The organism is Streptomyces tendae (assembly GCF_008632955.1).
GTDB lineage: Bacteria > Actinomycetota > Actinomycetes > Streptomycetales > Streptomycetaceae > Streptomyces.
In genome coordinates this window covers 3,115,606-3,129,580 of record NZ_CP043959.1, presented here as the reverse complement: position 1 = coordinate 3,129,580, position 13,975 = coordinate 3,115,606, and the positions used below count along the sequence as shown (strand labels likewise).

At 70.8% G+C, this 13,975-nt stretch carries 10 protein-coding genes; 7 read left to right on the top strand and 3 right to left on the bottom strand.

The annotated features are described in order from the left end of the window. Positions 1 to 312: 312 nt before the first annotated feature. The 3 genes from F3L20_RS34560 to F3L20_RS14395 are packed head-to-tail and all read left to right on the top strand — an operon-like array spanning position 313 to position 5,653. On the top strand, positions 313 to 1,155 hold the full coding sequence (locus tag F3L20_RS34560) for a hypothetical protein (RefSeq protein WP_240810903.1): 843 nt from the start codon (positions 313 to 315) through the stop codon (positions 1,153 to 1,155). After that, on the top strand, positions 1,152 to 4,865 hold the full coding sequence (locus tag F3L20_RS14400; protein ID WP_240810902.1) for an RHS repeat-associated core domain-containing protein: 3,714 nt from the start codon (positions 1,152 to 1,154) through the stop codon (positions 4,863 to 4,865). Before F3L20_RS34560 ends, F3L20_RS14400 begins: the two co-directional genes overlap by 4 nt. A 53-nt stretch (positions 4,866 to 4,918) precedes the next feature. Continuing rightward, the gene (locus tag F3L20_RS14395) at positions 4,919 to 5,653 is read left to right on the top strand and encodes a hypothetical protein (protein ID WP_150154728.1); all 735 of its coding nucleotides are present in this window, start codon (positions 4,919 to 4,921) and stop codon (positions 5,651 to 5,653) included. A gap of 44 nt (positions 5,654 to 5,697) precedes the next feature. Here the strand turns inward: F3L20_RS14395 and F3L20_RS14390 are convergent, their stop codons facing one another. Beyond that, a complete protein-coding gene (locus F3L20_RS14390; protein WP_150154727.1) occupies positions 5,698 to 6,171 on the bottom strand; it encodes a hypothetical protein in 474 nt (157 codons plus the stop codon). A 617-nt stretch (positions 6,172 to 6,788) separates the two neighbouring features. Here F3L20_RS14390 and F3L20_RS34555 point away from each other — a divergent pair. Next, positions 6,789 to 7,106 carry a hypothetical protein gene (locus tag F3L20_RS34555; RefSeq protein WP_240810901.1) on the top strand — a complete coding sequence of 106 codons (318 nt, stop codon included), beginning with the start codon at positions 6,789 to 6,791 and terminating at the stop codon, positions 7,104 to 7,106. A 223-nt stretch (positions 7,107 to 7,329) separates the two neighbouring features. Here the strand turns inward: F3L20_RS34555 and F3L20_RS14380 are convergent, their stop codons facing one another. Beyond that, the gene (locus tag F3L20_RS14380; RefSeq protein ID WP_150154726.1) at positions 7,330 to 8,397 is read right to left on the bottom strand and encodes an alpha/beta hydrolase; all 1,068 of its coding nucleotides are present in this window, start codon (positions 8,395 to 8,397) and stop codon (positions 7,330 to 7,332) included. A gap of 121 nt (positions 8,398 to 8,518) precedes the next feature. After that, positions 8,519 to 10,138 (bottom strand): phosphodiester glycosidase family protein, encoded by a 1,620-nt coding sequence (locus tag F3L20_RS14375; protein WP_150154725.1) that lies wholly within the window; start codon positions 10,136 to 10,138, stop codon positions 8,519 to 8,521. A 329-nt stretch (positions 10,139 to 10,467) separates the two neighbouring features. Between F3L20_RS14375 and F3L20_RS14370 the strand changes: the two genes are divergently transcribed. The 3 genes from F3L20_RS14370 to F3L20_RS14360 are packed head-to-tail and all read left to right on the top strand — an operon-like array spanning position 10,468 to position 13,903. Further along, positions 10,468 to 10,986 (top strand): hypothetical protein, encoded by a 519-nt coding sequence (locus F3L20_RS14370; RefSeq protein WP_206338896.1) that lies wholly within the window; start codon positions 10,468 to 10,470, stop codon positions 10,984 to 10,986. After that, on the top strand, positions 10,986 to 12,377 hold the full coding sequence (locus F3L20_RS14365) for a hypothetical protein (RefSeq protein WP_150157335.1): 1,392 nt from the start codon (positions 10,986 to 10,988) through the stop codon (positions 12,375 to 12,377). The genes F3L20_RS14370 and F3L20_RS14365 overlap by 1 nt, the downstream gene beginning before the upstream one ends. Then, entirely contained in the window at positions 12,374 to 13,903 is a 1,530-nt protein-coding gene (locus F3L20_RS14360; protein ID WP_240810899.1) for a vWA domain-containing protein, read from the top strand. The genes F3L20_RS14365 and F3L20_RS14360 overlap by 4 nt, the downstream gene beginning before the upstream one ends. Positions 13,904 to 13,975 lie beyond the last annotated feature (72 nt).

Genomic DNA, 13,975 nt, shown 5'->3' with positions numbered 1-13,975 from the left:
TGGGTGGGGGCCGGCCCCGCGGGACCGGTCCCCACCCACCGGACCATCCCGGTGCGGCCGTGCGCGGTTGTGCGGCGGCCGGTTGTGCCTTCGACGCTGTGGTTGCCAAGGCCCCGAGGTAGTGCCGTGAGGGCTCCGGCCGCGGAGCACCCGGGGAGCTTTCCTCGCACTGCTGTGCTGTGTAAGTTCACGTGCGTATACGGGTGTTGACGATGTGCGCGTGACGGGGGTTGCGGGATGGTGGGTCACCGGCCGAGTGATTGGCATGTCCTTGATCTGGACAGGGATCCGACGCCCGGTGACCCGGAGCGGGTGCGCAAGCTCGCGAGGTTCCTGCACGACTTCGCCGACGACGTCTCCGAGGCGTTGCGTCTGGTGAAGGGGATGGCCGGTGAGGGGACGCTGGCGGAGTGGGCGGGGAAGTCGGCGGAGGTGTTCAAGGAGGAGTTCTCCGGCGTTCCGAAGAACTTGAAGAAGCTGGAGAAGTCGTACGCGCTGTGCGGGGACGCGCTGGCGGACTACTGGCCGAAGCTGGAGCGGGCGCAGGCGCTGGCGGACAAGGCGCTGGCGAAGGCGCGTGAGGCGCAGGCGGATCTGACGTCGGCGAAGTCGAAGCTGGCGTCGGCGGATTCGTGGGTGGGGCGGGCGACGAAGGAGGCCGACAAGTACAAGGACGACCCGACGGGGTCGAAGTCGGACACGGACAAGCCCGACGAGGCGAAGGTGCGGGCCGCGACCCGGGACGTGCAGAGCGCCAAGAGCGCGCACACGAAGGCGCAGTCGGACGTCACGTCCGCGCAGAACGCTTTGGACGCGGCGAAGAAGATGGCCGCGGACGCGCGGAAGATGCGTGAGGAGGCGGCGCGGACGCGAAGTCGAAGATCGACGAGGCCTCCGACGCGGGATCCAGAACCGGTCGTGGTGGGAGGAGATCGGCGACTGGTTCACCGACAACTGGGACAACATCGTCGCCGCCTGCAAGATCGTGGTGGCGGTCGTCGGCATCGTCGCGATGATCATCGGCGGCCGATCCTCGGCGCGATCGTCCTGATCGCCGCCCTCGTCGTCCTCGCCGACACGCTCTACAAATACTCAAAGGGCAAGCGTCCCTCTGGGACGTCGGACTGGCCGCGCTGGACTGCATACCCGGCATGAAGGGCCTCACCACCCTCGGCGGACTCGCCAAAGGGCTGAAGACCCTCGGCAAAACCGGCCTCAAAGGCATGACGAGGGCGTTGGGGCGGGGTCTGCGCAAGGGCGGCGACGACGCGATCGCCAACAGCAAGCCGGCCAAGGGACGGTGCAAGAACGGCGACCCGATCGACATGGTCTCCGGCGAGATGCTCATCGAGCAGACCGACGTGGGCCTGCCAGGCGTCCTGCCCGCGATCCTTCGCCGGACACATCTCTCCACGTACCACTGGGGCAACTGGTTCGGCGAAACGTGGGCCTCCACCTTCGACGAGCGCCTGGAGCTCGACGACGACGGCGTCCTCTTCGCCACCGAGGACGGCATGATCCTCTGCTACCCGGTGCCCGGGGCGGACCGTCCCGTCTTCCCGGTGGCCGGACCTCGTTGGCCTCTCGTCTGGGACGACACCCGGGAGGGGGCGCTGCGGGTCACCGATCCTCGCACGGGTGTGTCACGGCATTTCGCCCCGGTGCTGAAGGGCAGCCGCCGAACGGCCGCCTTCACCATGCCGCTGGCGGCGATATCCGATCGCAACGGCAACCGCGTCGACTTCGACCGAGCTCCCGACGGGACCCCCCTCGCGGTACGTCACTCCGGGGGGTACCACGTCGACGTCGACACCGCGGGGAACCGCGTCGTCGGTCTGCGGCTGCGCGACCCGCAGGCGGGCCCCGAGGGCGCGGTCATCCTGCGTTACGTCTACGACGAGGCCGGAGACCTCACCGAACTGCACGACTCGACCGGATCGCCCTACAGGTTCCGGTACGACCTGGCCGGCCGGATCGAGTCATGGACCGATCGCATCGGCTCCTGGTTTCGCTTCACCTACGACGACCGTGACCGGGTCGTCCGGGGCGACGGGGTGGACGGAATCCTCTCCTGTGCCATCGACTACGACGAAGAGAACCACTGCACGCGCTACACCGACTCCCTCGGCCGCACCACGACGTACCGGCACAACACCCGGATGCAACTCGTCTCCACGACCGACGCGCTGGGCCAGACGACCCGCAATCGGTGGGACGACCAGGATCGGCTCGTGGAGCGTACGGACGCGCTGGGAAACACCTACCGCTACAGCTACGACGAGGCCGGCAATCTGACGCGGGTCGTACGCCCGGACGGTTCGGTCCTGTCCGCCGCCTACAACGATCTGCACCTGCCGGTCACCGTCACGGAGTCGGACGGTGTCGCGTGGCACCACTCCTACGACGAGCGCGGCAATCGGATCGCCACCCGCGACCCTCTGGGCTCGGTGACCAGCTACACCTACGACAGCGTCGGGTTCCTCACCGGTGTGACGGACGCCCTGGGCCATCGCCGGACCGCCGTGGGGAGCGCCGTCGGGCTGCCGGTCGAACTGACCGACGCGCTCGGCGGTGTCACCACCGTCGAACACGATGCCTTCGGCCGTACCGTCTCGGTGACCGACCCGCTCGGCCGTACCACAAAGATCGGATGGACCCCGGAGGGCCGGGTGTCGTGGCGCCGGGCCGGGGACGGGCCCGCCGAGCGGTTCGAGTGGGACGCCGCGGGCAACCTGGTGCGGTACACCGACCAGGCGGGCCATGTCAGCGAGTACACTCCCACGCACTTCCACCTGGCAGCCGCCAGGGTCCGGGCCGACGGCGCGCGGTACACCTTCGACTACGACACCGAGCTCAACCTCGTCAGCGTGACGCATCCCGAGGGCGCCTGCTGGACCTACACGTACGACGAGGCCAACCGGGTGGTCGCCGAGACCGACTTCAACGGCCGCACCGTCACCTATGACGTCGACGCGGCCGGTGGTCTGCGGGCGCTGACCAACGGAGCCGGCCAGGTCATCGGGTTCGGACGGGACGCCCTGGGACGGACCACGTCGGTGGTCCACGACGGATACACGACCGAACTCCGGTACGACACGATGGGCAACCTGGTCGAGCAGGTGAGCCCGGACGTGCGGGTGGACAGCAGCTACGACGCCATGGGGCGGCTGCTGGCCGAAGCCGTCAACGGGCACGTCACGACCTACCGCTACGACGCGCTCGGCCGACGCGTCGAGAGGCGGACTCCCAGCGGCGTGGTCTCCACATGGTCCTACGACGCGGCCGGGCGGCCCGAACGACTGGAGGCCACAGGCCACCGGATGGACTTCCGGTTCGACGCCGGCGGACGGGAGACGGCTCGTACTCTGCCGCACGGCGTCACCCTCGGACAGGCCTGGGACGACGCCGACCGGCTCACGGCACAAACACTGTCCAGAGACCCGCAGGACGCCGAGGCGGCACTGCTCCAGCACCGCACCTACTCCTACCGGCCTGACGGCCACCTCCTCGAACTGGCAGAACTGACCACCGGCACACGACGTTTCGATCTGGACCCGGCAGGCCGGGTCACCACCGTCCACGCACGGGACTGGACCGAGACGTACGCCTACGACGGGCTCGGCAACGTGAGTGCGGCCACCACGCCGACGACCCCTCCGGAGGACGCACGACGGGAGTTCACAGGGACCCTGCTGCACCGGTGCGGCAGGACCCGCTACCAGCGCGACGGGGAGGGACGGATCGTCCGCACCGTACGCCGCCTGCTCAGCGGCCAGAAGCGTGTGCGCACCTTCCACTGGGACAGCCAGAACAGACTGGTGGAGACCGTCACCCCGAACGGCAGCCGGTGGCGCTACTCCTACGATCCGTCCGGCCGCCGGCTGGCCAAGCGACGTCACACGGACGACGGAGCGGTCGCGGAGGAGGTCCTCTTCGTCTGGGACGGCGCACGCATCGCCGAGCAGATCACGTCGGACGGGAAGAGCACCACGTGGGACTACGCACCCGGTTCCCATCTGCCGTTGACACAGGTCGACGGGCGGGCAGGTGACCCGGGAGCAGGAACCCGCTTCCACGCGGTGGTCACGGACCTGTCAGGCGCACCGGCCGAGCTCATAGCCGAGGACGGCGAACTGGCGTGGCAGCGACGCACCACCCTGTGGGGCTCGATGCTGCCCGCCGGGACGACACCGACCGCGGAATCGAGAACCGAGTGTCCTCTGCGCTTCCCCGGGCAGTACGCCGACGCGGAGACCGGCTGGCACTACAACCACCACCGCTACTACGACCCCGAGACCGGCCACTACGCGACCCCTGACCCGTTCGGCCTCTTCCCCGCACCCAACGACACCGCCTATGTGCCGAACCCGTACCGCTGGATCGACCCACTGGGGCTTTACCGCGATACGGGCAACGGCAGGTACGCAAGGGATCCCGACGCTCCTGAGACGAAGCACAACCGGAAGAGCGAGTACCCATCGAGCTACAGGGAGTCGACTCACGACGAGATGACGAAGAACTGGACCCTGGAGGGAGCACACCAGGGCCAGCGGCCTCTCGACAAGCACGGCAACAAGATCCCGAGGGACCAACTGACGTGGTTCGACTCCAACGGTGACATCATCTGGGACCCGACCAATCCCGGCTCCAAGCCGTTCCACGAGACGGTGACGTACGAGCACAAGGAGGCGGTCGTGGACCACTGGAACCGTGAGGGGCGAAACACCGACCGGGCCGCCCGCAACGATTTCTACAACGACCCGGCCAACATGGAAGCCATGGACAAGGCCAAGAACTCGAGCGGGGGCGCGATGATGGAGGCGCGGTACAGCCAGGAGACCGGGCCGAACTACTCCTGCTCCTGAGCTACGCCCGGGTCGCGCCCGGACTCGTCGATCACGTCACCTCGGAAGGAACCATGGACCTCCAGACCACCCTCGCCGGCTTCCCCAACGCCGCCCCGCTCGACGGTCTCGACCAAGCCTGGAAGTGGAGCCTCGGCCCGGTGCTCCACTTCGCGGGCGTTCCGAGCAAGGACGGCACGCGTCTGATGCAGACCAACCAGCGCGGCAGGCACGACGAGGAACTGGCACGGGGCGTGCTGGCCTTCGCCCGGGAGCACGAGCAGGCTCTCATCGGGACCGACCGGCCCATCGCAGCCGTCCCAGGCTTCTCAGCGGAGAGTTACGCCTTCGACGCGGTGGCCGCAACGGCTCCCGAGGTACACGGCCACCACAGGGCGCAGAACCCTGACCTCACCGCTGTCACGTACATCGTGTTCCCCGCCTTCGCGACGGAGGTGTCCGGGCGGGAGTCCCTGGAGGAAGCGCAGGCCCGGTACCAGAAGATGCTGAGCCCTGCCGAGATCGGCCGGGAAGCGGTGCCCTTCCTGAAGATGAGCTTCGACAACCCGCGCACGAGCGGCGGCAGCACCAACCCCGGACGAGCGCTGACCTACCCCCGGATGCTGCGCCAGGAGATCCCGCAGTTGGAGGGAGCTCCCGGCGGCTTCGTCGAGTGGGAGAACCGGACCGGTGACGTGTGGCGGGTCGCGTGGGACGGCGAATGGGTGCTGTCCGGAGCGGAAGGCGAGCGGCGGGGCATGAACCTCGACGAGGTCCTGGAGTTCAGCGACGAGACCCTACGGGCCTGAGCCGCGGAGGGAACTCGACGGGGCGGTGGCGGGAAGGCGCTCCTTCAGCGCACCGCCGCCCTCCGGGCCCGGAGCTCCGTCCGGTAGTGCATGCCGAGGAAGAGCAGTGCCGCGGTCAGGGCCAGTACGGCCCACGTCCAGTTCATCCACAGCAGGTCGGGATCGCCGACGTAGACGCTTCCGTCCTCCCGTACGCAGTCGAAGCGGAGGGGAAGGTAGGAGGCGCGGTGGTGGGTCAGGCCTTTGATGATCTCCGGGGCGAAGCCCATGCGGCAGGCAGGGGCGGGGGTCGAGTCGGCGCCGTCACCGACCTCCGCCTCCGACCACGCGACACCGGCCAGGCCCAGGGCGTACACAGCGCCTGCGGCCCAGCCGAGCGTTGCCGCCGCCCGACGCACCAGGTGTTCGCACCAGGGCTGGGGCCGCCCCGGAAGCGCCATCGCGGCGGCCCGTGCGGCGGAGATGAGTACCGCGACCGCACAGACCAGAGACAGAGCGAACGCCAGTAGTGCGAGCAACGGTTTCTTCGCCTCCCCTCCGAACGGGGCGAGACCGTCGTACGCGCCGTCACCCCGACTCTAGTCCTGCGGGACGTCCCTCACGTACACGACCCTGTCGATGCGGGGCAGGGGCTGCTCTGCAACTTCTTGCGGTACTACGGCCCGGCCGCCGCCACCGGAGCCGGGCACCGAGCGCGCGCCATTCGCGGCGCGCTGCGCCGGGACCACGCTCCATCGGACAACAGGTCGAGAAGGAACGAGCGGGAGAACGGCCAGGTTCGGGAGCGGTCTGGACGGCGTAGGACGACAGACTTCTTCCGTCCCGTCGACCGGGAGATGAAAGGTGGCACGATGACCGAAACGCCGGAGACGAGCCCGGCGGTGTACCGGCTGCTGCCGAAGCTGACCGAGTACCAGCAGCTGACCCCGGACGGAGGGGACCTTCGCCGGCGCTCAAACGCTGGCAGCGGCTGGGCGCGGAGGAGGACCGGCCCGTCCGGTTCCGGACCGAATGGGCCGGAGAGCGGAAGTGGTCCAGGGGAGATTCTCCTTCGGGTTGTCCCGGTGCTCCGATCCTGAGCCGGCGCCTCGTCAACCGGTTCGGACCTGATGCGCTGCGGACGGCGGGCAGCCTGATGCCGGTCGAGATCGGCGACGCGACGAAGGACGAGTACTGCCTGCTCCTGGTCGACCAGGTGATCGACTGCCTGGATCTACGGAGGTCCTCGAAACCGAAAAAGCTGAACGGGGAGGTCACCAAGGCGGTGTACCGCGCGGACGCCCTCCCCTCGCACCTCCCGGCATTCCGCCTGCCGCAGTTCCCCGGGGCTGTGCAGTGGAACGGCTGGGCAGCCGAACGGCTGGTCGAACTCACAGGCGACCAGATCGAAGCGCGCCTGTGCTGGTCCGGCGATCCGACGGCGGTCCCGCACCCCGACCCGTGGGGCTTCTAGCCGTGGTACGCATCACCCTGATGCCGGAGGTCTCAGGGCACCGCCGGCATCCGGGCGCACGGCTCCGTCCGGTGGCGCACGCCGGTCGCCAGCGGTGCAGCGGTCAGGGCAAGGGCGGCTGACCCGCATGGTCAACTCCCCTGCAGCGGGCGGACGATGCCACGCGGGCTGCCGCGCTGGACGCCTGTCTGCGTGAGCGCGAGTAGGGCCGCGGGGTGTCCAGTCAGCCCTTCACACCCAGCGCGCCCAGCAACATCGGCAGCGAGGCGTGAAGTTCACGCTCCCAGTACCGCCAGGTGTGGGTGCCGGGACCGTAGAAGTTCGTAGTCAGATGCTTGGCGCCGACGCGCTGCAACTCGGCGGCCAGGGCATGGTTCTGGCGGTTGAAGTCCGCCTCGAGGGCGCTGGAGGCACCCGGTGCGTCCAGGGGGCCCGCCGTGCCGTCTCCGCAGGAGAGGTACACGGGCAGGGACTTGAGGCGCTTCGCCAGGTGGACGGGGTCGTGAGCCTGCCAGATGCGGCGCTGGGCCACGGGGTCGCCCCACACGCGGAGGGGGTCGTTGCCCTGACCGGCGAAGAGACCCAGGATGCGGTCGACCGACTCGTCGTTGAGCAGCGGGTGCGCGGAACCCGAGTACGCGGCCGTCGCCTTGAACATACCGGGGTGGCGTGCCGCGTACAGGAGAGCGCCCTGGCCGCCCATCGACAGGCCGGCGACGACACGGTCGCGGCCCGCGCCCCAGTCGCGTTCGAGGAGGTGGCGCAGCTCCACCGTGTGGAAGGTCTCCCAGGCGGGGTCGCCGCCCTCGCCGTAGTTCCACCAGTCGCTGTACCAGCCGTTCCAGCCGGCCTCCGGCATGACCACGAGCACATTACGGAGGCTGGCGGTCTGCGCGACGTCCGTCAGCGAGGTCCAGGACGTGTAGTCGCCGCAGCAGCCGTGCAGCAGCCAGAAGGTGGGCCAGTGTTGCCGCCGGTCGGACGGATCCCAGCCGTCCGGGGTCAGCAGGCGGACCTTGACGGTGCGGCCGCCCAGTGCCGTCGAGCGGACCGACAGGTCGACCTGCCGGTCCGCGACCTGCGTCACCGCCACGACTTCGGCACCACGCCGTCCCGCCTCACCCCGCACCGGGGCGCGCTCCTCGGAAGCGTCCGCGGGAGTCGGGGCGACGAGCGTCGGTGTGGCCGGCACCAGGGCGAGGATCAGGACGGCCAGGACGAGACGGACACGTGCTCGAAAGGTGACGTCGGCGGTCACGGCGGCTCCCTGCGGTGCTGTTCGTCGCTGCATCAACGGTCGGCGGTACGTATTCCACTCGCTCTCGGGCCACGGCTGCTGCGGTCCGACGACCGGGCAGCCACGCCTCACCCGGATCCCCGGGGCGTCCGACGGGCACCGTCCTGCCCGCATGTCACCGCCTTCGCGGCAGGATCAGCAGGGCGTCCCCCACCGGGCGTTCACCCGCCGCGTCGGACGGAACGTTGACGACCTGGCCCTTGGCCACCATCGTCGTGGAACCGCCGCCGTCGAGGTTAACAGCGTCCCGCAGGCCCAGGGAGCGGGCCACCGTCGCGCTCTCGGTGATGCTCAGGCCGAGGGAGTCCGTGCTGCGGCCGTCTGCGGTGACCAGGACCGTGCGGCCGGACGCGTCGGTGCCGGCGAGGGTGCGCGGATTGCGCTTGTGGACCCAGCCGTAGTACCAGCTGGGGTCGCCCGGGTGCACCATGCCGTCGGTGGCCGGGGTGACGTGGAGGCGTCCGCCGCGGACCAGTTCGGGCCCCGCGTTGACGATGTCCGTGCCGGGTCCCGGCGTCACGCGCCGGCCTCGGTCGTCGCGGAGGCCCGTGTCGATGCGCAGGCGCTCACCGGGGCGGGCCAGGGCTGTCAGCGCGGCCACGTGTCGGCCGGTCGCCTGGATCGAGCTGCCGCCGGGCGGGAGCGAGCCGCCGCGGACGGAGCGCAGCTCCCGCACACGGCCCCCGCTGTCCAGCACGGCTTCCACGCCCTCACCCTGCGGTGTGCTCGCGCCGTACTCCGGTGTGAACGCGACCAGTTGGTCGGGGTTGGTGCATGTCACGTCGTGCAGGGGCAGCGCGGTGGGGCTGTCGCCCTCGCTGCCGCCGCAGTTCCTGATCAGGCCGGGGACCCGGTTGACGCCGTCGAGGGTCAGGGAGGTGCCGCGCGCCGAGACCTTCCCCTCCCAGGTGAGCCGGGTGATCTGCGTACGCCGGCCGTTGTCCTGGACGACGAACCCGGGCCGTCCGCTGACCGGTTCGCTCAGCAGGCGCCCGTCGTACAGGCCGACGCCCGCCAGGTCGCCCGGTGCGCCTGAACGAGGGTCGAGGACGAAGAAGCCCGCGTTGACCGCCGCCACGGCGTCGGCGTCGTCCGCGAGGGCGCTGACGGTCTCGCGGTCCTCGATGTCGGGGCCGTGGGTGGCGTCGAGGGTGCCCCGGAAGGTACGCGGGTCGATGGTGAGGACGTCGAGGCGCCACGGCCCGCGGTCCGTCGTCGCGCCGTCCCAGCCCGTGTAGGTGACCGAGCCGGTGTAACCGGCCCTGGTCATCCGGGTGCGTTCCGCTGCCGCTGCGGACTGGGAGGGGAAGCCGCCGACGCGCACGCGCCAGCCGAGCGTGCCACCCGCGTAGTCGGCCGTGCTCGGCGTCGTGACCTGCTCGGACCGCGCGTCGAAGCCGTCACCGCGCAGGTCGGCGGCGAGCTCGTCGGCGCTGGCACGGTCCTTGAGGGTGGTCGGCGGGGCGTCCGGGTCGGGCGAGGTGTCACCGCCGGGGATGGTCGCCTCGACGGTCCAGTGGTGCGCTGGGTCCACGGCGCCGCGCACGATGCGGGTCAGGGTCAGGCCTGGCTGCAAGGTCCGCGTGGTACGGGTCTCCGCGAGGTCGGACGAGCCCAGGGGAAGGGTGGCGCGGGTGCCGCCGGGGCGGGTGTCGGCGGACGCCTGGCCGGGCAGTCCGGTCGCGGCCAGGGCGACGCCGAGGGCGGCGGCCGCCCCGCACAGTCTTCTCTTCATCCTTGACCGACCTCTCGCGCGTCGAGCCTGCCCGCGTCGCTCGTCGAGCGACGACCCGGTGGGAACATGCGTCACTTTCTCGCCCTGTGCTGACGGCGTCACGAACAGTCACTTAACGCACGCTGGACAAGTATCGACCTGTGGGAACGCACGTCAAGAAGGCGAGTCGGACGAACAGTTGGTCGGACGCTCGGCCGATCGGCCTACGCCGGGAGGGGCGGCCCCGGGCGGTCTCCCCCGCTTGTCCACAGCCCCGGGCCGTTGTCAGTGGCCGTCGATAGATTTCCTCACGTCCCGCCGATCCGGCGAGGACATCCCCTTTCGCATGCATGGGAGATGGTGCGTTGTCGGTCTGGGAGAGGTCGAGCACAGTGCGGGTGGTGCCGTCCGCACGGCCGCGGAAGCTGGCCAAGGTGCCGTTCGTCGAGCTGGCGGACGGGCGGTTGCAGGGGGTGGTGTCCAGCGGCTCCGACATCGGACGGGTGTACGTGTCGTCGGTGGAGGCGGGGACGTACGCCTTCTCGTGCAGCACCAACAACAACCGGCCCTGTGGCGGGGCGCGCGGAGCGTTCTGCAACCACATACGGGCGCTGATCGGCGAGGCCGTGCTGCAGTACGGCCCGGAGCGCGTCGCCCGGTACCTGAAGGTGGAGGTCCCCGGTGAGGAGGCCGACGCGCACGCCCTCACCGTCGCCATGACGTCCACGCGCCCCGCCCAGGGCGACAAGTCGGCCGCGGCTCAGGTGTTCAGCCGCTTCCTGCGCCATCTGGCCTATCTGGAGTTCACGCCGACGACCGCTCCCGTGCCCGAGATGCACTGGTTCCCGGCGACCGGGGCGGTGGCGTGATGCGTGTGGACCTGCTGACCGACGTGGTCGACGGGCTGGACGAGTCCCTGGCCGCCGTGGACGGATTCGACCAGGTGCTCGTCGGCGGGCTGCTCCGTCCGCAGCCGGCCCGGGCCGCCGGTCTGGCCGGGCTCGCGGACGCCGTCGCCGGGTCCCCCCTGGCCGGGCGGGTCGCCGAGGCGGCCGAGAAGTCCGCGGCGGGCGCCGCGGACGAGGACCACTTCATGGCACTCGCCGCCGCGCGCACCGCGCTGCTGGGCTCCGTGCACGACGCGCTCGTCGAGCGGGTCGAGGAGGCGGTCGGGCGTGCGCGCGACGAAGCGGCGTCCGCCCCGGCCGCGGGCGCGGAGCGCCCGGTGAACCTGCTGACGGCGGCGCGCGGCTGGCTGTGCGACCTGGCGCGGGCAGGCTGGCAGGGCATCGACCACGAACTGGTCGGCGGTGCCGCTCCCGTCGTGAGCGCGATGCTGCCCGAGCCGTCGCTGCGGCGGCCGGCCACGCTGCTCGACGGCTTCGCCGCGGAACTCGCCGCCTCGTGCCCCGGCGCCACTCTGGAGCGGGTGCCGGTGCGCCGGTGGGCCGACCTGTGGTCGCGGGCGATGCTGCTGACGCTGCCGGGTGCGGACCAGGCGACAGCCGTCACGGAGGTCACCGGCCGTCTGCTGCCACTCGGTGTCGACCTGCACGAACACGCCACCGCCGTGCAGGCGCAGGTGCACGCGGTGTTCGAGCCGGCGGACGGCACGACGCCGCGGCTGGTGCGGGCCGGCGTGTCCGCACCCAAGCCGGACACCGTCGTCGGAGCCGGACTGTGGCAGCTGCTGCGGCCGCACATGTCCCTGCTGGCCGCCGTGAGCGAGGGACGTGCCATGGAACTCGACGCCATGCCCGTCACCGCGGAGGGCGACCTGATCTGGGACGACGCCCGCGCCACCCAGGGCGAGCCCGCCGACGTCTTCGCCACCGCCCGGGTGGCGCTGCCCACCGCGACCGCCGCCCCCGTGGCGCCGGTGGACCGGCACCCGGCGCGGATCGCCGTACCCGTGCTGATGGAGGGGTACGCCGTCGAGGAGGAGGACGACGGGGTCACCTTCCGGTTCGCCGGGGGACGTCTCACCGTCGACACCGCTCGGGTGCCCGCCGCCGGGCCGCTGACCGCGGAGGCCGTGGCCACGTCCGGCGCGTGCCTCGGGCTGCTGCGCTGGGACGCCGGGGAGTTCCTGCTCCAGCCGCTGGCCGTGGAACGGACGGTGCGGAAGAAGCCCGTCGCCGTGCACGCGGGGGCGTGGGCCGGAGGCACCGCCGACAAGGCGGGCGTACGGGCCGAGAAGGCGGCCACCGACGCCGTCAACGTGCTGCGCGAGCGCGCGGGAAGGCTGCTGCGGAAATGAGCGAGGTGACCCTCGGCGGCGAAGGGACTGAGGGAGCCCCGGGTGGCCCCGGCTCCGTCCCCACTGACGCCCCCGGCCCCGGCTCCGCCCCCATTCACACCCCCGGCGCCGGCTCCGCCCCAGCTCCCGCCCCCGACCCGGACGAGAACCGACGGCAAATCCTGTACTGGCGGCTGCTGGCCCGCCTCTTCGACCCGGAGGAGCAGGCGTCCCTGGAGTCGGCGAGTGTCGCCGTGGTCGAGGACATCGGTCTCCCGGCGGCGCTGCTCGACCCGGAGGCTTCCGTCGACTCGATGGTGCAGCGGCACCCGGATCTGGCGGCCGAGTTCGACGGACTGATGACGCCCGAGCCGGACGCGGACGGTGCCCGTGACCGGGCCGCCGAGGTGCGGCGGGCGGCGCTGGCGTCGAAGGTGCTGCTCAACGTCTTCGCGACCGGCAACGGCACGGTCACCGCCGAACAGCTGGCCCGTTGGCAGTCCGACGCCGGCTGGCTGGAGCGGGCGCTGGGCTGCCGGCCCGGTGACCTGCGCGGTGGCGGCCGGGGCGGGCGCAACCGTGCGGGCGCCGGCGGGGGCGTCAGCCCGACGGGCACCGGTGCCGGCATGCCCGCGCCCGACCTGAGCAGGCTGATCCCGGAGATCGGTCCGGAGCTGGGCTCGATCGAGGCCGGACTCGTGCGGCGCATGCATCTGCGGGAGGTGCTGGCCGACCCCGCGCTCGCCTCACGGCTGACGCCGAGCATGTCGCTCATCGAGCAGCTGCTGCGGGACAAGAACAACCTCGCCGGGGTCGCCCTCGCCAACGCCAAGGCGCTGATCAGGCGCTACGTCGACGAGGTCACCGAGGTGCTGCGCACACAGGTGGAGAAGGCCACGGTCGGTGAGCTCGACCGGTCCGTGCCGCCCAAGCGGGTCTTCCGCAACCTCGACATGGACCGCACGATCTGGAAGAACCTCACCAACTGGGACCCGGAGGAGCAGCGGCTCTACGTCGACCGCCTCTACTACCGGCACACCAGCCGCAAGACGACCCCACAGCGGCTCATCGTCGTGGTGGACCAGTCGGGGTCCATGGTGGACTCGATGGTCAACTGCACCATCCTGGCCTCGATCTTCGCCGGCCTGCCGAAGGTGGACGTCCACCTGATCGCGTACGACACACAGGCGCTGGACCTGACGCCCTGGGCGCACGACCCGTTCGAGACGCTGCTGCGCACCCAGCTCGGCGGCGGCACCGACGGCACCGTCGCCATGACGCTCGCCCAGCCGAAGATCGCCGAGCCGCGCAACACCGTCGTGGTGTGGATCTCCGACTTCTACGAATGGCGCACGGACGAGCTGTTCGAGAGCATGGCCGCCATCCACCGCTCCGGGGCGAAGTTCATCCCGGTGGGGTCCGTGACCAGCTCCGGCCGCGGCAGCGTCAACCCCTGGTTCCGGGAGAAATTCAAGGACCTCGGTACGCCGGTGATATCCGGGCACATCAAGAAGCTCGTGCACGAGCTGAAGACGTTCCTCACCTGACCGTCGGCTTCTCGACGTCCCGGCGCTTCGATTTCTCACCCTGTCGACTTCTCGACTTTCCCATACCTCGAA